15 protein-coding genes and 2 pseudogenes are annotated in these 20,131 nt (G+C 65.5%); 13 read left to right on the forward strand and 4 right to left on the reverse strand.

Annotation, left to right across the window (positions count from 1 at the left end):
* Nucleotides 1–314: 314 nt before the first annotated feature.
* A complete protein-coding gene (locus ASG57_RS30070; RefSeq protein ID WP_057198706.1) occupies nucleotides 315–1,076 on the reverse strand; it encodes an SDR family oxidoreductase in 762 nt (253 codons plus the stop codon).
* An 86-nt stretch (nucleotides 1,077–1,162) separates the two neighbouring features.
* Here ASG57_RS30070 and ASG57_RS30075 point away from each other — a divergent pair, with 86 nt between their 5' ends.
* Complete coding sequence (locus ASG57_RS30075) at nucleotides 1,163–2,692, forward strand: malonate--CoA ligase (RefSeq protein WP_024338811.1); 1,530 nt, start codon at nucleotides 1,163–1,165, stop codon at nucleotides 2,690–2,692.
* Between the two features lie 337 nt (nucleotides 2,693–3,029).
* On the opposite strand, the gene ASG57_RS30080 is transcribed toward ASG57_RS30075, so the two are convergent.
* A complete protein-coding gene (locus tag ASG57_RS30080; RefSeq protein ID WP_024338810.1) occupies nucleotides 3,030–3,890 on the reverse strand; it encodes a sulfite exporter TauE/SafE family protein in 861 nt (286 codons plus the stop codon).
* Between the two features lie 499 nt (nucleotides 3,891–4,389).
* Between ASG57_RS30080 and sdhC the strand changes: the two genes are divergently transcribed.
* The 4 genes from sdhC to ASG57_RS30100 all read left to right on the forward strand — a co-directional run bounded on the left by sdhC (nucleotide 4,390) and on the right by ASG57_RS30100 (nucleotide 7,958).
* Nucleotides 4,390–4,788 carry a succinate dehydrogenase, cytochrome b556 subunit gene (gene sdhC / locus ASG57_RS30085; protein WP_024338809.1) on the forward strand — a complete coding sequence of 133 codons (399 nt, stop codon included), beginning with the start codon at nucleotides 4,390–4,392 and terminating at the stop codon, nucleotides 4,786–4,788.
* Nucleotides 4,785–5,201 (forward strand): succinate dehydrogenase, hydrophobic membrane anchor protein, encoded by a 417-nt coding sequence (gene sdhD, locus ASG57_RS30090; RefSeq protein WP_035697998.1) that lies wholly within the window; start codon nucleotides 4,785–4,787, stop codon nucleotides 5,199–5,201. Before sdhC ends, sdhD begins: the two co-directional genes overlap by 4 nt.
* Before the next feature lie 3 nt (nucleotides 5,202–5,204).
* Nucleotides 5,205–7,040 (forward strand): succinate dehydrogenase flavoprotein subunit, encoded by a 1,836-nt coding sequence (gene sdhA, locus ASG57_RS30095; RefSeq protein WP_024338807.1) that lies wholly within the window; start codon nucleotides 5,205–5,207, stop codon nucleotides 7,038–7,040.
* A 135-nt stretch (nucleotides 7,041–7,175) separates the two neighbouring features.
* A complete protein-coding gene (locus ASG57_RS30100) occupies nucleotides 7,176–7,958 on the forward strand; it encodes a succinate dehydrogenase iron-sulfur subunit (protein ID WP_024338806.1) in 783 nt (260 codons plus the stop codon).
* Between the two features lie 39 nt (nucleotides 7,959–7,997).
* On the opposite strand, the gene ASG57_RS30105 is transcribed toward ASG57_RS30100, so the two are convergent.
* On the reverse strand, nucleotides 7,998–9,161 hold the full coding sequence (locus tag ASG57_RS30105) for a GAF domain-containing protein (RefSeq protein WP_057198708.1): 1,164 nt from the start codon (nucleotides 9,159–9,161) through the stop codon (nucleotides 7,998–8,000).
* Nucleotides 9,162–9,588: 427 nt separating this feature from the next.
* On the opposite strand from ASG57_RS30105, the gene ASG57_RS30110 reads away from it, so the two are divergent.
* The 7 genes and pseudogenes from ASG57_RS30110 to ASG57_RS36355 all read left to right on the forward strand — a co-directional run bounded on the left by ASG57_RS30110 (nucleotide 9,589) and on the right by ASG57_RS36355 (nucleotide 18,231).
* Nucleotides 9,589–11,202 carry a GMC family oxidoreductase gene (locus tag ASG57_RS30110; RefSeq protein ID WP_057198818.1) on the forward strand — a complete coding sequence of 538 codons (1,614 nt, stop codon included), beginning with the start codon at nucleotides 9,589–9,591 and terminating at the stop codon, nucleotides 11,200–11,202.
* A 209-nt stretch (nucleotides 11,203–11,411) separates the two neighbouring features.
* Nucleotides 11,412–13,567 (forward strand): annotated as a pseudogene (locus ASG57_RS30115) (ATP-binding protein).
* A 279-nt stretch (nucleotides 13,568–13,846) separates the two neighbouring features.
* Nucleotides 13,847–14,671, forward strand: a complete 825-nt coding sequence (locus tag ASG57_RS30120) for an FkbM family methyltransferase (RefSeq protein WP_057198819.1) — start codon at nucleotides 13,847–13,849, stop codon at nucleotides 14,669–14,671.
* A 24-nt stretch (nucleotides 14,672–14,695) separates the two neighbouring features.
* Nucleotides 14,696–15,081 (forward strand): annotated as a pseudogene (locus tag ASG57_RS30125) (VOC family protein).
* Between the two features lie 66 nt (nucleotides 15,082–15,147).
* Nucleotides 15,148–15,633 (forward strand): pyridoxamine 5'-phosphate oxidase family protein, encoded by a 486-nt coding sequence (locus ASG57_RS30130; RefSeq protein WP_057198710.1) that lies wholly within the window; start codon nucleotides 15,148–15,150, stop codon nucleotides 15,631–15,633.
* Nucleotides 15,633–15,875: a hypothetical protein gene (locus ASG57_RS30135; RefSeq protein WP_024338799.1), complete on the forward strand. Its 243-nt coding sequence runs from the start codon at nucleotides 15,633–15,635 to the stop codon at nucleotides 15,873–15,875. The genes ASG57_RS30130 and ASG57_RS30135 overlap by 1 nt, the downstream gene beginning before the upstream one ends.
* A 187-nt stretch (nucleotides 15,876–16,062) precedes the next feature.
* On the forward strand, nucleotides 16,063–18,231 hold the full coding sequence (locus ASG57_RS36355) for an OmpA family protein (protein ID WP_063997030.1): 2,169 nt from the start codon (nucleotides 16,063–16,065) through the stop codon (nucleotides 18,229–18,231).
* Between the two features lie 52 nt (nucleotides 18,232–18,283).
* Here the strand turns inward: ASG57_RS36355 and ASG57_RS30150 are convergent, their stop codons facing one another.
* Entirely contained in the window at nucleotides 18,284–19,240 is a 957-nt protein-coding gene (locus tag ASG57_RS30150; RefSeq protein WP_057198714.1) for a homocysteine S-methyltransferase family protein, read from the reverse strand.
* A gap of 231 nt (nucleotides 19,241–19,471) precedes the next feature.
* Here ASG57_RS30150 and ASG57_RS30155 point away from each other — a divergent pair, with 231 nt between their 5' ends.
* Nucleotides 19,472–20,092: a TetR/AcrR family transcriptional regulator gene (locus ASG57_RS30155; protein ID WP_024338796.1), complete on the forward strand. Its 621-nt coding sequence runs from the start codon at nucleotides 19,472–19,474 to the stop codon at nucleotides 20,090–20,092.
* Nucleotides 20,093–20,131: the final 39 nt, after the last annotated feature.

Below are 20,131 nucleotides of genomic sequence, written 5' to 3' on the forward strand. Positions count from 1 at the left end.
CAGTTGAGGTGATGAAGCAGTGCCGTCGTTGGACCGAACTACGGGAGGCTTTGCGTTGCGGTTTCGGGGAAAAATTCTTTGTGATGCTTGAAACTATCGGGGGCGATGTTCGTGTTGGCGAACCTCTCGCGCTCCGCTGTCGTCCCGGACAAGCGAAGTGCAGATCCGGGACCCATAGCCCCAGGCAGATGTCGTGACACGAGATGGTCACTCCGAGTCTTCGCCAAACTACTCCCTGTGGTTATGGGTCCCGGGTTCGCGACTGCGTCGCGCCCCGGGACGACGAGGAGATTTTGCCGCGCGGTCTTTGCGTCTCAATCCCTGCTGTTCGGCGTCTGGATGAAGCCGCGATTGTGTGTCGGGCTGATCAGCAGCTCGTTGATGCAGACGCGCGCCGGCATGCTCGCGATGAAAGCGATGGTGCGTCCCAAGTCCTCGGGTTGCAGCATCTTCGCCTGCTCCTCCTCGCTCGGCACCACCGGCCGCAGCTTCAGGATCGGCGTCGCCACCTCGCCCGGCATCAGGCAGCAGGCGCGCAGGCCGTTGACGCATTCGTCCATGTTGAAGGAATGGGTCAAAGCCAGCACCGCATGCTTGGTCGTGGTGTAGGCCGGGCCCGGCATCTTCGAGACATGACGGCCCGCCCAGGACGAGACGTTGATGATCGAGCCGTCCTGCTGCTTGCGCATCGTCGGCAGCACCGCGCGCATGCAGTAGAGCACGCCGTTGAGATTGACCTGGACGAGCTTGTCCCAGCCTTCCAGTTCCATGTCCCTCCAGCTGCGCTTGGGGATGTTGATGCCGGCGTTGTTCACCAGCAGATCGATCCGGCCGTGTCGGGCGACGATCTGATCCGCCGCCTTCTGCGCCTCGGCGGCGTTGGACACGTCCAGCGCGATCGCCTCGGCCGCGCCGCCCGCTTTCGTGATCTTCGCAACCACTGCATCCAGCGCATCCTTGCGACGGCCGGACACCACCACCGTCCAGCCATCGGCGGCGAGCGCCTCTGCGCCCGCCTCCCCGATCCCGCTGCCGCCACCCGTGACCCAGGCCACGCGTTTCCCGCTTTTTGACATGCAAACTGTCTCCGTTGCTTCTACGGGGCGGTTTTTGCTAATCCAGCCCTCGGTTTTGACCGGCTTCTGCCGGCGAGGAATGTTGCATGAACCAAGCTGCCAACGCCAACCTGTTTTCCCGCCTGTTCGACGGCCTGGACGATCCGAAACGGCTCGCGATCGAGACGTATGACGGCGCCCATATCAGCTATGGCGATCTGATCGCACGCGCCGGGCAGATGGCGAACGTGCTGGCCGCCCGCGGCGTGAAACCCGGGGACCGCGTTGCGGTGCAGGTGGAGAAGTCCGTCGCCAACATCGTGCTGTATCTCGGCACAGTGCGCGCCGGCGCGGTCTATCTACCGCTGAACACGGCCTATACGCTCAACGAACTCGACTATTTCATCGGCGATGCCGAGCCGTCGCTCGTGGTCTGCGATCCATCGAAGGCGGAAGGGCTCGCGCCGATCGCAGGCAAGGTGAAGGCCAAGGTCGAGACGCTCGGGGCTGACGGCAAGGGTTCGCTGACGGAGGCCGCAGACAAGGCGGGCAGCGAGTTCACGACCGTGCCGCGCGCGAGCGACGACCTCGCTGCCATTCTCTACACCTCCGGCACCACCGGCCGCTCCAAAGGCGCGATGCTCAGCCACGACAATCTCGCCTCGAACTCGCTCTCGCTGGTCGATTACTGGCGCTTCACCGACAAGGACGTGCTGATCCACGCGCTGCCGATTTATCACACGCACGGATTGTTCGTGGCGACGAATGTGACGCTGTTCGCGCGGGCCTCGATGATCTTCCTGCCGAAGCTCGATCCGGACCTGATCATCAAGCTGATGGCACGCGCGACGGTGCTGATGGGCGTACCGACCTTCTACACGCGTCTTCTGCAGAACCCGGCCCTGTCGCACGAGACGACCAAGCACATGCGCCTGTTCATCTCGGGCTCGGCGCCGCTGCTCGCAGATACCCATCGCGAATGGTCGGCGCGCACGGGACATGCCGTGCTCGAGCGCTACGGTATGACCGAAACGAACATGAACACGTCAAACCCCTACGACGGCGAGCGCGTGCCGGGCGCAGTCGGCTTCCCGCTGCCGGGCGTCTCCGTGCGCGTGACCGATCCCGAAACGGGGAAAGAGCTGCCGCGCGACGAGATCGGCATGATCGAGGTGAAGGGCCCGAACGTCTTCAAGGGCTATTGGCGCATGCCGGAGAAGACCAAGGCCGAATTCCGGCCCGACGGCTTCTTCATCACCGGCGACCTCGGCAAGATCGATGCAAAGGGCTACGTCCACATCCTCGGCCGCGGCAAGGATCTCGTCATTTCCGGCGGCTTCAATGTCTACCCCAAGGAGATCGAGAGCGAGATCGACGCCATGCCCGGCGTTGTCGAATCCGCGGTGATCGGCGTGCCCCATGCCGATTTCGGCGAGGGCGTCACCGCGGTGCTGGTGCGCCAGCCCGGCGCGAGCATCGATGAAGCGACTGTCCTGAAGGGACTGGACGGGCGCCTCGCGAAATTCAAGATGCCCAAGCGGGTCTTCGTCGTGGACGAGCTGCCGCGCAACACCATGGGCAAGGTGCAGAAGAACATTCTGCGCGAGACGTACAAGGACATTTACGCGAAGAAGTAGGGGCAAAAGCTCCAGGGCTGGGGAAATGCATGCAGCGCGAGCAGGCTGCCCGGATCAACGATCATCTCCTCGATGCTTATAGCGCCCTAGACCGGGCCCGAGTGAGCATCGCGGCCTGAAGGTGCTTTCCGGCTCCGATCGCATCGAAGGCATCGGCAATCTCCGGGATTGGTTGGGTAGCGAAGTGCGACTGAAGGATCAGTCCGCCTTGCGATTTCTGGGCTCTTCTCTCTTCCCCGTCATTGCGAGGAGCACTTGCGGCGAAGCAATCCAGAATCGTTCCCCGGAGACAGCCTGGATTGCTTCGCTTCGCTCGCAATGACGGTGGATGTGGCGGCTACAGCCCGCCCAGCAGGCTCAGCACAAACCGGCCGCCGACGATCAACAGATAACACCCGAACGCCACTTCCAGCGTGCGCTTCGACATCGCATGCGCCGCTTTCACGCCGAGCGGCGCGGTGACGAGGCTCATCGGCATCACCAGCACGGCACCGATCAGCGAGACATAACCGAGCGCGAACGGCACTTGCAGCGCTGCGACACCGGGATAGGTCGCCGCCGCCGGCCAGCCCGCATAGATGTAGCCGAGCGCGCCGGGAATCGAGATCAGCACCGCGAGCGCGGAGGAGGTTGCGACGGCCTGATGAATGGGACGGCTGTAGAACGTCATCAGCAGGTTCGAGAACAGGCCGCCGCCGATGCCCATCAAGGTCGAGAGCAGACCGACGCAGAGGCCGTAGACGCGCATCAATGGACCCTTCGGCAGATCGTCGCCGAGTTTCCAGGTCTCGCGCGCGAAGATCAGCCGGACCGCGGCCGACCAGGCGACCGCGACGAACACGATCTTGAACAGCCGCTCCGGCGCATAGCGTGCGACCACGCTACCGATGACGACACCGATCAGGATCGGCAGCCACCAGACGCGCAGGATCGTCATGTCGACCGCGCCCCGCTTGTAGTGAGCTCGCAACGAACGGATCGAGGTCGGGATGATCACGGCGAGCGAGGTGCCGACGCAGAGCGGCATCCGCACCTCCAGCGGCACGCCGGCGATGCGAAAGCATTCGTAGAACACCGGAACCAGAATGGCGCCGCCGCCGATGCCGAACACGCCTGCCAGAAAGCCCGAGGCCGCGCCCGTTGCGATCAGCAGCAGGGTCAGCTCGACGATTTCCTTGAGATCAAGAGCAGGAATCAACCCCCTCCCCCCCACTGGTCGCAGCTCGTCCGTGACGTCAGCTCGGAACTTGCTGTGCGGAGCAGTAGGCGATCTGCTTGATCCGGTCGACAGGCCAGGTTGCTGGCGGGGGTGGATTGCGGGTCGCGCATATCGGTCGCCGTTGCGCATTGCCGCCGGGCGCGTGCGAGACTCGAGCCGGGGAATCAGGGGCAGGGCTGCGTCAGCGGCGGCCCAGGGCGGCGACCCCGTGCATTAGAGGCATTCCAATAGTAATTTCAATGTGTCTCGCAGCACGGCACAAGAAGTGATCTTGAGATCATTTGTTCGTTGGCGGACCTGCCTTCTGGTATACCAGAACGGGGATTGACCCTGTTTCATCAAGGCCATAGAGCTGAACGCGCGTTCGATTTATGGCGATTTGGTGATTGCGCAGGCCCAATCGACTCCGTAAATAGAGCCGACCCTTTCGCGATCCCCGCGTGCCCTGCTGGGCCGCAACAAACATCAAAAGCCGCCCATGACCGCACGGATCGAACGACCGCTTTCGCCGCACATCCAAACCTATCGGTGGACCCTGACGATGGCGCTCTCCATCGTTCACCGTGCCACCGGCATCGCCCTCTATGTCGGCACGCTGCTGCTGGTCTGGTGGCTGGTTGCCGCGGCCTCCGGCCCGACCGCCTACGCCCACGTGCAGGCCTTTGCCGGCAGCATCATCGGCCGGCTGATCGTGTTCGGCTACACCTGGGCCCTGATGCACCACATGCTCAGCGGCATCCGGCATTTCGTCTGGGACCTCGGCTACGGCTTCAAACCCAACGAGCGCGAAGCACTGACCTGGGGCGCCCTGATCGGCGGCATCGCGCTGACGGTGCTGATCTGGATCATCGCCTATGCGAACGGAGGCGGCCGATGAGTTTCGACGAATCCCACGGCTCTCCGAAGCGCCCCTCGATGCGCACGCCGCTCGGCCGCGTCCGCAATCTCGGCGCCGCGCATTCCGGCACGTCCGATTTCTGGCGCCAGCGCATCACCGGCGTTGCGATGACGCTGCTGATCATCCCGGCGCTGGTGATCATCGTCATGCTGCTCGGCCGCAACCAAGTCTACGCTGCGCAGACCCTGAGTTCCATTCCCGTTGCGGTGATCCTGCTCCTCTTCATCTTCGCCAGCGCCTGGCACATGAAGATCGGCATGCAGGTGGTGATCGAGGACTATGTCCATAACGAGAAGCTGAAGCTCACCGCGATCATGCTCAACAATTTCTTCTCGGTCGCCGTGGCGCTCGCCTCGACCTACGCGATCCTGAAACTTTCCTCCGGAGTGTAACCCATGGCCGCTGAGATCAATGGCAAGGGCAACGGCGCTCCCGCCACCAACGGCAAAGCCTACCCGATCGAAGACCACACCTACGACGTCGTCGTGGTGGGCGCCGGCGGTGCGGGCCTGCGCGCCGTGGTCGGCTGCAGCGAGGCCGGCCTGCGCACCGCCTGCATCACCAAGGTGTTTCCGACCCGCTCACACACCGTTGCGGCGCAGGGCGGCATCTCCGCCTCGCTCGGCAACATGCACAAGGACGACTGGCGCTGGCACATGTACGACACCGTGAAGGGGTCGGACTGGCTCGGCGACCAGGACGCGATCGAATACATGGTGCGCAACGCGCCCGAGGCGGTCTACGAGCTCGAGCATTGGGGCGTGCCGTTCTCGCGCACTGAGGACGGCAAGATCTACCAGCGTCCGTTCGGCGGCATGACCACCGAGTTCGGCAAGGCCCAGGCACAGCGCACCTGCGCCGCCGCCGACCGCACCGGCCACGCCATGCTGCATACGATGTACGGCCAGTCGCTGCGCCATGCGGCCGAGTTCTTCATCGAGTTCTTCGCCATCGACCTGATCATGGACGACCAGGGCACCTGCCGCGGCGTCATCGCGCTCAAGCTCGACGACGGGACGCTGCACCGCTTCCGCGCCCAGACCGTCATTCTCGCGACCGGCGGCTATGGCCGCGCCTATGCGTCCTGCACCTCGGCGCACACCTGCACCGGCGACGGCGGCGGCATGGTGCTGCGCGCGGGCCTGCCTTTGCAGGACATGGAGTTCGTGCAGTTCCACCCGACCGGCATCTACGGTTCGGGCTGTCTCGTTACCGAAGGCGCGCGCGGCGAAGGCGGCTATCTCGTCAACTCCGAGGGCGAGCGCTTCATGGAGCGCTACGCGCCGTCGGCGAAGGACCTCGCCTCCCGCGACGTCGTCTCGCGCGCGATGACCATCGAGATCCGCGAGGGCCGCGGCGTCGGCAAGAAGAAGGACCACATCTTCCTGCATCTCGACCATCTCGATCCCGCCGTGCTGGCCGAGCGCCTGCCGGGCATCTCGGAATCGGCAAAGATCTTCGCCAATGTCGACGTGACGCGCGAGCCGATCCCGATCGTGCCGACCGTGCACTACAACATGGGCGGCATTCCAACGAACTATCACGGCGAAGTCCTGACCAAGAAGGACGGCGACGACAACGCGGTGATCCCGGGCCTGATGGCGATCGGCGAAGCCGCCTGCGTCTCCGTGCACGGCGCCAACCGCCTCGGTTCCAACTCGCTGATCGACCTCGTCGTGTTCGGCCGCGCCGCCGCGCTTCGTCTCGCCGAGAAGCTCACGCCGAACGGCAAGCAGCCGGAGCTGCCGGCGAACTCGGCCGAGATGGCGCTCGGCCGCCTCGACCATTTCCGCTACGCCTCCGGCGGCACGCCGACCGCGAAGCTGCGCGAGGGCATGCAGCACGTCATGCAGAACAATTGCGCGGTGTTCCGCACCGGCGATGTCCTGAGCGAGGGCCAGAATCTGATCGCGAAGGTCCACAGCGGCATCACCGACATCGGCGTGTCGGACCGCTCGCTGGTGTGGAATTCGGACCTCGTCGAGACGCTCGAATTCGACAATCTGATCTCGCAGGCGGTGGTGACGATGAACTCGGCCGCCAACCGCACCGAGAGCCGCGGCGCCCATGCCCGCGAGGACTTTTCCGAACGCGACGACAAGAACTGGATGAAGCACACGCTGGCCTGGCTGGACGATGCCGGCAAGGTCAGGATCGAGTACCGCCCGGTTCACAACTACACCATGACCAACGACGTGCAGTACATCCCGCCGAAGGCGCGCGTGTATTGATCAGGGCTCGTCATGCGCGGGCAAAGGGCGCGAAGCGACGTCTTCAAACCTGATGACCCGCGCATCCATCTTTCGAAAAGGGATGGATCGCCGGGTGAAGCCCGGCAATGACGCGGAAAACCAGAGGCAGGACTTATGGTTGAATTCGCACTTCCAAAGAATTCCAAGATTTCAGGCGGCAAGACCTGGCCGAAGCCCGCGGGCGCGGCCGAGCTTCGCGAGTTCAAGGTCTATCGGTGGAATCCCGATGACGGCAAGAATCCGAGCGTCGACACCTATTACGTGGACACCAACGATTGCGGCCCGATGGTGCTGGACGGCCTCATCTGGATCAAGAACCATATCGATCCGTCGCTGACCTTCCGCCGCTCCTGCCGTGAAGGCGTCTGCGGCTCCTGCGCCATGAACATCGACGGCCAGAACACGCTGGCCTGCACCAAGTCGATGCACGAGGTGAAGGACGGCGCGGTGAAGGTCAACCCGCTGCCGCACCAGCCGGTGGTGAAGGACCTCGTCCCCGACCTCACCAACTTCTACGCCCAGTACGCCTCGGTCGAGCCCTGGCTGAAGACGACCTCGCCGACGCCGCAGAAGGAATGGCGCCAGAGCCACGAGGATCGCGAGAAGCTCGACGGGCTCTACGAGTGCATCCTCTGCGCCTGCTGCTCGACTTCCTGCCCGAGCTATTGGTGGAACAGCGAGCGCTATCTCGGCCCTGCCGCGCTGCTGCAGGCCAACCGCTGGGTGTCGGATTCGCGCGATGAGGCCACCGGCGAGCGGCTCGATAATCTGGAGGACCCGTTCCGCCTCTACCGCTGCCACACCATCATGAACTGCGCCAAGGCCTGCCCGAAGGGGCTGAACCCGGCCGAAGCCATCGCCGAGCTCAAGCTCAAGATGGTCGAGCGGCAGATCTGATTGCGTCTGGGACGCACCTCGTCTCGCGGCGGCCCTGGTCTAGTGATGCTCCGCGAGACGCTTGGTACCAAGCGGGGGCTGCGCTACTGCCACGCCCGCTTTTGAAACTCCTTGATCGATTGCCCAGCGCAATTGGCGGTCCGTTGCGCGCAGCTTGATCTCGTCCGAGGCGAGCGCGGCGAGATTGGCAAGTGTCTGCTTCTGGGTATCGTCCAGCGTGCGTGGCCGGGTGTCGATCACGCAGAGTGAGCCCAGTGTGAAGCCGTCGGGATCGCTCACCGGGCAGCCAGCGTAGAACCGAAATCCCAGTTCGCCCAACACGGCGGGATTTTCCGAGAAGCGCGGGTCAGTCGCGAGGTTCTCGGCGACCATGACGCCCTTCTGCAAGATGGTGTAGTTGCAGAACGCCCAGTCGCGCGGCGTATCGGACATGTCGAGTCCATAGCGCGACTTGAACCATTGCCGGTTTGGAGTCAGCAGCGTCAAGAGCGCGACGGGAGCGTCGAGGCTGCGCGCCGCCAGCCAGGTCAGGCGGTCGAACGAATCCTCCGGCGGCGTGTCGATCAGACCGGAGCGTTCGAGCGCGAGAAGCCGCTCGCCCTCATTGTCCGGAAAGGGAAACGAGGGCGGCGTCTCGAACGGAGCCGGGTGCTCGATGGCGGCTCTGAAAATGGTGTCGATCGCTTCGGGCAACGCCGGCAATCCGTCGACGAACACTGTCGTTCTGATGTCAGGTCCGATCCCGTCGACCGTCCGATCTGCCGCCGAAGCCCCGACAACCAGGATTTTGGTGCGTCCCAGCGCAGGATCGCCGCGCAGGCTCTCCAGCATGGCCCGTCTGCTCGCGCCCGATGCCTCGGCTTCGACCACGACTGCGGCCGGCAACCGGGTGCCTATCGCGAGCAGCGCCGCGTAGGGATCCGAGTAGCTTTCGACGACACAGGCCTTCACGTTGGCCAGCGCTGCTTCGTAATCAACGATGCGTTCCGGGCGCGCAATGACGACCACCCGCGCGGAGGCAAGGGGCGGTAACGCGCCGGGACCGGAGATCAGCCCCAGAACGTCGCGGCGGTAGACCCGGCGATGGCCTCCCGGCGTTTTCCAGGACGGGATCGATCCGCCTTCGATCAGAAGCTGCGCCGTGCGGATCGAGACGCCCAGGATCTTGGCAGCGCCCGCCGTTGTCAGAATTTCCTTGGCCATGCTGTCCATCTTGCCCCCGGCCGCGTGCCGGCCGGCCTTGCCCCAGACCTCACAATGTCGTGCTCCCGCCTGTGTTGACAAGGGGACTTCAGTGCTATTTTGATAAATTCGATGATTATGATAGATTTGATAGATCTGATAAACTGTCTTCGAGCCGCTTGGCATATGCGAGCTGCCCGGAGGCGCCCGCTTGAATGGAGGAGATCATGTTCTGGACCGCCCCCTTCCAGCCAAGCCCACGAGCCTCCAGCAGCCGATCCGAACCCTGGCTCGGTCAGGCATCCCACGCGATCCAAACTGCAGCAACGGTCCGATCCCTGGCGCCCTTGCCGGCCGTCTCGCCGGCGCTAGCCCCCTTTCCTTCACTCAACGGCATCCGCCCGGAACGTCGCACGGGCCGGATCGCCAGCTTCACCGGAGTATGACCATGAACGACTTCCTGCCCTCCGACCTGCCGGAATTCGCGGACCGCGTTGCCGCCAACCAGCGCCGGCTCAACGAAGATTCTCGCGGCAGCTACGATTTCATCGTCTGTGGCGCCGGCAGCTCCGGCTCGGTCGTCGCACGCCGCCTTGCCGAAAATCCGGCGGTCACGGTCCTGCTGATCGAAGCGGGGGGCAGCGACGACGTGCCGACCGTCATGGACCCGGCGGCGTGGCCCGGCAATCTCGGCAGCGCGACGGACTGGGGCTTTGTCGCAGAGCCCAACCCGCACTTGAACGGGCGAGCGCTAGCGATGTCGATGGGCAAGGTTCTCGGCGGCGGATCGAGTATCAACGTGATGCTGTGGGCGCGCGGCCATCGCAGCGACTGGGATTTCTTCGCCGACGAAACCGGCGATCAATCCTGGGGCTACGATGCGGTCTCGACAATCTTCCGGGACATCGAGAACTGGCAAGGACCGCCTGATCCGCGCCACCGCGGCACCGGCGGGCCCGTCTTCGTGCAGCCGTCACCGGATCCCGGGCCGGCCGCGTTGGCCATGCTCGCCGCGGCGAGGGAGATCGGTATTCCGACTTTCGAAAGCCCCAACGGCGAGATGATGGAGGGCGAAGGCGGCTGCGCAGTCACGGACATCCTTGTCCGTAACGGCAGGCGCAACTCCATCTTCCGCGCCTATACTTATCCATTTCTCGATCGGCCCAATCTCACTCTGCTCACCGGCACGCACGTCTCACGCATCCTGCTCGAGCGCGGGAGGGCCGTCGGCGTCGAGGCGATACGTCACGGCCGTCCCTTGCGGATCAATGCGAGCCGGGAAGTCGTGCTCGCGCTCGGGGCGATCCAGACGCCGTCAGTGCTGATGCGCTCCGGCATCGGCGATGAGAAGGAGCTTGGAAGACTTGACATATCTTTGGTCCAGCATCTGCCCGGTGTCGGACAGAACCTGCAGGATCACGTGTCGTTCGGATGCATTTGGGAGTATCGAGAGCCGATCGCGCCGCGCAACACCGGCAATGCGGCGACCCTGTACTGGAAATCCCGTTCCACGCTCAAGACTCCCGACCTGCTGTTCTGCCAAGTCGAGTTTCCGGTGCCGAGCCGTGAGACGGCAGGGCGGGCGCCGGCCCATGGCTGGACGATGTTCGCCGGCCTTGCCTTGCCGAAGAGCCGAGGCAGGGTGAGGCTTCGAAGCGCCGAGCCGCTTGCACTGCCGCAGATCGAAGCCAACATGCTGTCGCATCCTGACGATGTGACGACGGCAGTCGCCTGCGTCGATCTTTGCCGTACGCTCGGCAATACCCGCGCCTTCGAGCCGCTGGTCGCGCGCGAAAGTCTGCCCGGCCCTCTCGGCGCTGCCGGGATGGAGCGTTTCGTGCGCGACTCCGCCGTAACCTACTGGCACCAGACATGCACGGCAAAGATGGGACGCGATGCCATGTCCGTGGTCGACAGCAGGCTGAAGGTCTACGGCATCGACCGCTTGCGCATCGCCGACGGCTCCGTGATGCCGCGGATCACCACCGGGAACACGATGGCGCCTTGCGTCATCATTGGCGAGAAGGCTGCCCGTGCGATGCGCAGCGAGCACGGCATCTGAACCGCCGCCCTCGAGAGCGACAGCCAAAGTGCTGGCTCGTGTCATTGGCCCCTCGAACCAAGAATCGAGGGGCCTGCCGGGCAGCGCGACATGGCGCTGCAGGACGCCCGCGCGCGTGATCTCATCACGATACAACCACGGGTTCCAGCGATAATCGGCTTCCTTCTTTGCGCGAAATTCAGCTAAGCTCGCGGTCAGGGACAGGAGCCGTGCAGGGCGCGCAACGCAAATCGCTCAGACTGCTGCAGTGGATGATGGCTGCATCCCTGGCGCTTCCGGTTGCGCTGTTCGCGATCACTTCCGCGATTTCCTACACCTCGACCACAGACATCGCCGACCGCGAGATCGAGCGCACGCTCGACGTCGCGCATGAGCACGCACTCAAGGTGTTCGAGACGATCGACCGCAGCCTCGCCGAACTCAACGAGGTCGTGCGCGGCCTTTCCGACGACGTCATCCGCGCGCGCGAGCCGACGCTGCATCTTCGCCTGAAGCGCCTGGCCGATTCGCTGCCGCAGCTCAAATCGGCATGGATTTTCGACGCGGATGGAAAGGCGCTGGTCAACAGCCTCGCCTCGCCGCCGCCGGACCTGGGCTTTGCCGACCGTGACTATTTCTATGCCCATGTCGACCAGAGCATCGGCACGTTCATCGGCACGGCCCTGGCGCCGCGTCCACCCTATCAGGGCGCGCGCTTCTTCGGGGTGAGCCGCCGCCGCGATTCCGACGACGGCAATTTCATCGGCGTGATCCAGGCCTCTGTCCTGCCGGAATACTTCGAGAGCTTCTACGCCAGGATCGGCTCCGACCCCGGCAGCTTCTTCGCAATGGGACGCGCCGACGGCGCCGTGCTTGCGCATTTCCCGCGGCTCGACCGCGACCTGCGGCTTGATCCGGGCGGCCCGGTCGGCCAAAAGATTGCGTCGAGCCCCGAGCATGGGCTGATGACGATCGTTTGGCCGCCGGACGGGATCGAACGCCGCATCGGCTACCGACGCATCACCGATTATCCGATCTATGTCAGTGCCGGGCTCGAGACCTCGGCGATCCGCGCGCGCTGGCTCGCCACCATCGGCCAGCATCTGGTGTTCGGCATTCCCGCCACCGCGCTGCTGTTCCTGCTGCTCGCCTTCGCCTTCCGCCGCACCCAGCATCTTCATGCCGAAGCCGCCGCGCGCCGCGAGGCCGAGGAGGCGCTCAAGCACAGCCAGCGCCTGGAGGCGCTCGGGCAGCTCACCGGCGGTGTCGCGCACGACTTCAACAATCTCCTGACGGTGATCCGCGCTTCGGTCGATCTCTTGAACCGGCCGCAACTGACGGAGGAGCGGCGACAGCGCTACATCACGGCCATTGCGGACTCGGTCGCGCGCGCGGCCAAGCTGACCTCGCAGCTGCTCGCCTTTGCGCGGCGCCAGACCCTCAAACCGGAGGTGTTCGACGTCGGGGCGCGCGTGCACTCGCTGCACGACATGCTCGCCACGCTGCTAGGTTCTGCGATCGAAATCGTGATGCGGCTGCCGGCGGAGCCTTGCCTCGTCAATGCCGATGCCGGCCAATTCGAGACCGCGCTGATCAACACATGGCGACCAATGCGCGCGATGCCATGCAGGGCAAGGGCAGAATCGTCTTCAGGGTCGAGCCAACGACAACCGTTCCGCAGACGCTGCCGCAGCTTTCGGCGAACCAGGCCTTGGCGGACCATGGCTTCGTCTGCGTGACCGTGAGCGACACCGGCGTCGGCATTCCCGCAGCCAGGCTCGGGCGCATCTTCGAGCCGTTCTTCACCACCAAGCAGGTCGGCCACGGCACCGGTCTCGGCCTGTCCCAGGTGTTCGGCTTCGCCCGGCAGTCCGGCGGCGAAGTGACCGTGGCGAGCGAGGTGGGGCGCGGCAGCGCCTTCTCGCTGTATCTGCCGCGCGTGTCGCCTGACCTGCTGCCGCAACAGCAGGCGCCCCACACAGCGCCGGCGGTAGCCGGCAGCGGCATGTCCGTACTGGTGGTGGAGGACAATATCGAGCTCGCCAATTTCGCCGCCGATGGCCTTACCGAACTCGGCTACAGCATTACGCTGGTCGACAATGCAAACGACGCACTCGCCGAGCTCGTCATGGACGCGGACCGCTTTGACGTCGTGTTCTCGGACGTGGCGCTGCCCGGGATGACCGGACTCGACCTAGCGAAGGCAGTTCGCGACCGCGGCATCGGCGTCCCCGTCGTGCTGACCACCGGCTACAGTCAGGCCCTTTCACAAGAGGGCACTGCCGGCTGCGACCTCGTGCAAAAGCCCTATTCGATCGAGGAATTGTCGCGCGTTCTGCACCACGCGGCGCGGCTGGGGCGCGTGCGCGACGGCGCCGCCGAATAGGTGTGCCCTGGGGAACTCGCGGGCGGACCGACTGAGTTCCCTTCGCGTTGCCCGCTCATGCACAAACGGACCGCAGGCGCGCAAGGACTATCCGAGGACGCGCTCCTGGGCCACCGATGCGCTGCCGAAGGCACCCATCGTCGGCGTCGCGCATCGCACCATGCCGGGGGCCTTTCTCGCCCTCGTCCCGGGGCTCGGTTCGCGTCCCGACCGACACTGAAATTGTGGCCCCTCGCAAAACCGGCTATGCATGCGCCGCTTGCAATGAGGACCGCCTGTTTGACGACCGACAACAATTCTTCGTCCGCGCCGTTCGGCACGTTTGCGCCGAATGCGGCGCAGGCGGCGATCATCCGCCTCGCTCAACGATCGCGACTGAAGCGCGGCGCCTTCCGGCCCTGGATGTCGCGGCTGGTGAACCTCGTGCGCAGCGGCCCTGTGGACGTGCAATATCAGGGCGCCTCTTTCCGGTTCTATCATCAGGGCAGCGCGACCGAGCGCGGCGCGCTATTCAATCCCGAGTACAATCTCGACGAGCTGGATTTCCTGCGCCAGCACACGTCCGGCGGCGGCGTGTTCGTCGATGTCGGCGCCAATGTCGGCACCTTTGCGCTGGTGATGGCGCGGCAGGTCGGGCCCACGGGTAAGGTGGTCGCGATCGAGCCGCACCCGCTGACGTTCGCACGGCTCTCGTTCAACCAGTCCGCATCGAAAGCGGCGCAGGTGCGCCTGTTGCAGGCGGCCGCGGGCGACAAAGATGGCGAGCTGATGATCGAGAGCGGCGGCGGCAATCTCGGCGCCACGCATGTCGTTACCGGCACCGCGAGCACCGACGCGATCAAAGTCCCGTCGCTGCGGCTGACGCGCATCCTCGGCGAGGCCGGCGTTACGCAGGTCGATTCGCTCAAGATCGACGTCGAGGGATTCGAGGACCGCGTGCTGATCGGATTCTTCCGCGACGCGCCGCCATCGCTGTGGCCACGCGCTGTCGTGATCGAGCATCTGTCACAAAACGAATGGCAGCAGGATTGTATTGCCGACATGGTCGCGCGCGGCTTTACGATCGCGCGCAAGACACGAAGCAATACGTTCCTGTCGCGCTGACGAGGGCAGACAAAAGAGGTTGCGATGATCGACCATTTGGGCATCTCGGTCTCCGACTATGAACGCGCAAAGCGTTCTATGCGAAGGCGCTGGCCCCACTCGGCTATGGGCTAATCATGGAAGTGACGGCGGAGCAGACCGGTCACGCCGCAGCCGCAGGTTTCGGAGCGGACGGCAAGCCGGACTTCTGGTTCGGCGGCGACGGCGCCATGAACAAGCCGGTGCATATCGCGCTCCGCGCCAAGGACCGCGCTACGGTGGATGCGTTCTACAACGCGGCCATCGCGGCCGGCGGCCGCGACAATGGTCCGCCCGGCATCCGCCCACATTACCATGCGGACTATTATGGCGCATTCGTGCTCGACCCTGATGGCCACAACATCGAGGCCGTCTGCCACGCGCCGGAATAGCGAGGATTCCCAGGGGAACATCGTTCCCGGCAGGTCGTTATTGTTCCTTCCAGCAAGGAGCACGACATGGCCAACGACAATGCCCGCGACGTCGATCGCGTCTGGGACCTGATGAAGACAATCGGATTCGCAATGCTTGTCACACGCGACGGCGGCAAGCTCCGTGCCCGGCCCATGAGCGCCTATCTCGATCGCGCCGCGAACACGATTTTCTTCCTGACCGATGCGCGCAATCACAAGGACGAGGAAATCGCGCGCGATCCGTCGATCAACCTGTCGTTCGCCGATGCCGGCAGCCAGAAGTACGTTTCCCTGACGGGCACCGCCGTCATCTCCAACGACCGTGCCAAGATCAAGGAGCTGTTCTCGACACCCGCCAAGGCATGGTGGGACTCCGCGGAAGATCCCAACATCCGCGTGCTCAAGATCACGCCTGATGACGCCGAATTCTGGGACTCGCCGGGGACGGTGATCTCCTATGTGAAGATGGCGGCCGCTGCAGTCACGAATACGCGCCCCGATCTCGGCGAGAACCGCAAGGTCTCGATGTGATGCCGATTGAACCGCCCGAGATTCCACCCTCGACACCAGGCACGCCGACCGAGCCGCCACTCGGAGTCCCGCCCGGCAATCCGCAGCCCGAAATCACACCGCCGGTCCGCGAGCCGGGCGAATCACCGAGCCCCGACGAATTGCCGGGCCGCGTGCCCGAAGAGATTCCATCGCGCGGTCCGAATGGACCGCTGACGCCGAACCCTGCGACGGACGCGAGTTCGTCGCGCGGTTACGCTTGAGGCTGGCTCATCGCATGTGAGGCGATTGCAAGCAGGGTCTGAATGCGCAATGAACGTTGCCGTAGTGAGATGATTTCGGTGCAGAAATAAATTCGGCCGCGACGACACCACCCGCCACAATGCGGCCTAACGCCTAGCTGTTCATCCCAACACTTCGTCAAAGAACCTTCCGGGGAAGTTCACCACCATGACCAACCTTCGTTTCGTGCTGCTTGCAACGACGGCGCTGACCGCGATGCAATTGGCAAGCTCCGCATCGCATGCGCAAAGTGCGCCGCCGCTCGTGCTCGCACAGGCCCAGCCGGAGGCCGGGCCTGACGGGAGGCCGAAGCAGCCGCCGAAGGGACCGCCGGCGGCCGCGCCGCCGGCAGCACCCGCGCGCCCGGCCGCACCGCCGCCGGCGGCTGCACCGCCCGCCGCACCTCCGCCGGCAGCGGCACCGGCGCGCCCTGCGGCGCCACCGCCACCTCCGCCTCCGCCTCCACCCGCGGCCCGTCCGGCTCCACCGCCGCCACCGCCACCTCCGGCCGCTCCCAAACAGCCTTCGCCGCCGCCGGCCGCGGCCCCGCAGCAGCGCGCCCCGACACCGCCGCCTCCCGCACCGCCTGCCCCGCGCGCGGCGCCCTCGCCGTCAGCACCGCCTCCTGCAGCGGCTCCGCAGCAGCGCGCGCCGGCAACGCCGCCTCCGGCACCGTCCGGCGCTCGCCCGGCTCCGACGCCACCGGCCCCGCCTCCCGCAGCAGGTCCTCAGGGCCGCCCGGCGCCGGCACCCAGCGCGACACCAACGCCAGCGCCCGCAGCGCCGGCCCGGCCAGGTACCCCTGCTCCGACCGCCACACCCGCCACACCCGCTCCGACCGCCACACCTGCACCGACAGCGACGCCTGCTCCGGGCAGCACGCCTGGCGTGCCGCCAGCCGGCCGCCCCGGCACACCGCCGCCCGGGCGCCCCGGCGCGCCTCCGCCGGCAGGATCACCGGCAGCGGGTGCCACGCCGACCCCAACCGCGACGCCAGCTCCGACTGGCACTCCGACGCCGCCGCCCGGACGCCCGGGTTCGGCGACACCGGCGCCTGGCGCGACCCCAGCTCCGACCGCAACCCCAGCCCCGATGGCGACCCCGAGCCCAACGGCGACGCCAACCCCTGGGCAGCAGGGTGGCACGCCGCCTGCCGGCGCGCCCGCAGCCGCAACCCCGACCAGGCCGCCGGCACCTCCCGCCGGCGCTGCAGCGCCGACCGTGGTGCCCGGCACGCCAGCCGCAGCGCCGCCGCCCGACAGAGCGCAATACGCGCCGCCCACGGTGAAGCCAGCCTTCCGCGCCGCGCCGACGATCTCGGCCCCGTTGCCGCCGCCGCCGCGCCCGCCGCAGCGTGACCTGACCCCGCTCGCGGTCGGTGCAGGCGTGGTAGCCGGCGCCGTCATCGGCGCGACCATTGCCGACCTCCACAACCAGCGACGCGAGACCGTCGAAGGCGGCCGCACCATCTACACAGAGCCGGACCGCATCATCATCCGCGACCCGGGCGGGCAGGCCTATGTCCGCGGCAACGATCTCTATCGCTTCCGCTATGGTGCCCGCGACATCCGCACCGACACCGTCGGCGGCGAGACCCGCACGGTCGTGATTCGTCCTGACGGCAGCGAGATCATCACCGTAGTCGGCGCCGATGGCCGGCTGCTGCGGCGTATCCGCAGGGACCCCCGCGGGCGCGAGATCGTCATCATCGACAACAGCTACCGCGATCCGCGTGCCGTCGGCGGCTTCTATGTGGACCTGCCGCCGCCGGTCGTGAACATGCCCTATGATCGCTACATCGTCAGCGCTGAGGACGCATCGCCAGACGTGATCTACGCGACCATGCAGGCACCGCCGGTGCAGCGGATCGATCGGCGCTACTCGCTCGACGAGATCCGCTACAGCCCCAATGTTCGCATGCAGATGCCCAGCATCGACGTCAACACGATCAACTTCGAGACGGGATCGTGGACGATCCCGCCGGACCAGGCGGCCCGGCTGCAGGTGATCGCGGACGGCCTCAACCAGGCGATCCAGCGCAATCCGCGCGAGGTGTTCCTGATCGAGGGTCACACCGATGCGGTCGGCAACGAGGTCGACAACCTGTCATTGTCGGACCGCCGCGCGCAGTCCGCAGCCGAATTGCTGACGCAGCAGTTCGGCGTGCCTGCCGAGAACCTGACGTCGCAGGGCTATGGCGAGCAGTATCTGAAGGAACAGACGCAAGGGCCGAGCCTGATCAACCGGCGCGTCACGGTCCGCCGCATCACGCCGCTGCTCAACGGCGGCACGGCCTCGCTGCCGCCGCCCCCGCCCGGCACGGCGCCGCCGCGCTGAGGGAGACCACAAACGCAAATGGCCGGGAGCGATCCCGGCCATTTCTCTTGCATCACACCGTCAACGCGTCTGACGGCAGGCAGGCCTCGCAAACGGCGGCGACATGCCGGTGATCAGTGCCGCAACAGCCGCCGAGAATCCGCATGCCCGGGAATGCGCGCCTGAGCGAAAGGTAACGGCGGCCGAGATCTGCGGGATCGCCACTGTCGAGGGTCTCCGATTCGTCGAGTTCGGCATGGCTCTTGACCGATGCATTGGCTCTGATGCCGTGGATGCGCTGGACCCACGTCTCGCCGGTCGCGATTGCACTCTCGAAGTGAGTTGGATGCGCACAATTGATCAGGAAGTATTCGCAGGCACGCTCCGTTGCGTCGTCGACCGCTTCGATCGCCTCGCGCAGTGTCTCTCCCCTGACGAGGCGACCATCGGTCTCGACCGTGAAAGAAATCGCGACCGGAATATCCTGCCTCTTGGCTGCGCGGACCACACCGACGGCTTCGTTGATGCTGTTCAGCGTGAACGCAGTCACCATATCGGCGCCCGCCTCGCTGAAGGCCGCGATCTGGCCCGAGTGGTAGGCTTCCGCCTCCGCCGCGTCCATGTTGCCGGCCTTGTAGCCGTCGCCTCGCGGACCGATCGCGCCGTTGATGACACAAGGCATGCGGGGGGACTCCCAGGCGCCGCGCAACTCGTCGAGGAAGCGGATGGCGCGCATGTTGATGGCCTCGAGCCCGGCCGCATCATAGCCGAGCCTGGCGCCCCAATCAGGGTTGGCGCGCCAGGTCGGACTGTCGAGGACGAAGCCGAGCCCGTGCTGCCGGGCGATCCGCAGATATGCTTCGTAGTACTGCCTCAAATGGGCGCGGCCATCCGCGCTGTCGAGCAGCACGAATGCCGCGAAGTGGGGCAGTTCCAGCCCGTGGTGGAAGATGAGGGTTGTCTCCATGCCGCCGTCGGTCAGGAAAATGCCGCCGCCGTGCTGCGGCAGACCATGTCTGTATCTGGCCATTGATCGCTCCATCATTTGGACGGACTCGCTCTCTTCATTCGGTCGCGCCATGTCCGTCTTTGGTCTCGGCATGTGGTGCCGCATAATGTCGCGTCGCTCTAGAAGCCTCGCGGTGCGGCTGAACTTCCCCTCGCAAGCGGAGACAAATCAAATACTTGCATGAGACGCTCGGAGCAGTGCTTGGCCCCGAGCGCCAGATTCCGCACCGTCGGTACAGTTTTGGAGACATCGATGGGAAAGGGCGAAGCGACGCGCGAGCGCATTCTTGAGATCGCGGAAGCGGCGGTGCTCGCAAAGGGCTTCGGCGCGACCTCGATCGACGAGGTCATTGCAGAGGCCGGCCTGACCAAGAGCGGCTTCTTCTATCACTTCAGGGACAAGAACGCGCTCGCACGGGAGATGCTGCGTCGCTACGTGGAGACGAATGATCGCCTGTTCGACGAGATCTTCAGGCGGGGACGCGAGCTCTCCGACGACCCGCTGCAATCGTTCCTGATCTCGCTGAAACTGCTCGCCGAAATCATGGCCGATCTGCCGAACGGCCACCCCGGCTGCCTAATCGCCAGCATCTGCTATCAGGAGCGCTTGTTCGACCGCGAGGTTCGCGATCTGACCGCGCAATCCGTCCGGAGCTGGAATGCGCATTTCCGCGAGATTCTCGACGGCATCGCTGCCGTCCATCGGCCCCGCGAGCCGATCGACCTCGACGATCTCGCCGAGATGATCTCGTGCGTGGTCGACGGCGCGATCATCATGTCGAAGACGCTCAACGACCCGAAGCGGCTGGAGCGGCAGATCCTGCTCTTCCGCAGCTGTGTGAAGCTGATCTTCGCGCCGCCTCTCTCATCGTGAAACGCATGTGACGTGAGCGAGCCGGGGCTGCCCTGCTGA

The organism is Bradyrhizobium sp. Leaf396 (genome assembly GCF_001424605.1).
Taxonomy (GTDB): Bacteria; Pseudomonadota; Alphaproteobacteria; order Rhizobiales; family Xanthobacteraceae; genus Bradyrhizobium; species Bradyrhizobium japonicum_C.

Coding starts and splice junctions, on each gene's coding strand:
- ASG57_RS30070 (WP_057198706.1), bottom strand. CDS start 1,076: ATGTCAAAAAGCGGGAAACGCGTGGCCTGGGTCACGGGTGGCGGCAGC.
- ASG57_RS30075 (WP_024338811.1), top strand. CDS start 1,163: ATGAACCAAGCTGCCAACGCCAACCTGTTTTCCCGCCTGTTCGACGGC.
- sdhC (WP_024338809.1), top strand. CDS start 4,390: ATGACCGCACGGATCGAACGACCGCTTTCGCCGCACATCCAAACCTAT.
- sdhD (WP_035697998.1), top strand. CDS start 4,785: ATGAGTTTCGACGAATCCCACGGCTCTCCGAAGCGCCCCTCGATGCGC.
- sdhA (WP_024338807.1), top strand. CDS start 5,205: ATGGCCGCTGAGATCAATGGCAAGGGCAACGGCGCTCCCGCCACCAAC.
- ASG57_RS30100 (WP_024338806.1), top strand. CDS start 7,176: ATGGTTGAATTCGCACTTCCAAAGAATTCCAAGATTTCAGGCGGCAAG.
- ASG57_RS30105 (WP_057198708.1), bottom strand. CDS start 9,161: ATGGCCAAGGAAATTCTGACAACGGCGGGCGCTGCCAAGATCCTGGGC.
- ASG57_RS30110 (WP_057198818.1), top strand. CDS start 9,589: ATGAACGACTTCCTGCCCTCCGACCTGCCGGAATTCGCGGACCGCGTT.
- ASG57_RS30130 (WP_057198710.1), top strand. CDS start 15,148: ATGGCCAACGACAATGCCCGCGACGTCGATCGCGTCTGGGACCTGATG.
- ASG57_RS30135 (WP_024338799.1), top strand. CDS start 15,633: ATGCCGATTGAACCGCCCGAGATTCCACCCTCGACACCAGGCACGCCG.
- ASG57_RS36355 (WP_063997030.1), top strand. CDS start 16,063: ATGACCAACCTTCGTTTCGTGCTGCTTGCAACGACGGCGCTGACCGCG.
- ASG57_RS30150 (WP_057198714.1), bottom strand. CDS start 19,240: ATGGCCAGATACAGACATGGTCTGCCGCAGCACGGCGGCGGCATTTTC.
- ASG57_RS30155 (WP_024338796.1), top strand. CDS start 19,472: ATGGGAAAGGGCGAAGCGACGCGCGAGCGCATTCTTGAGATCGCGGAA.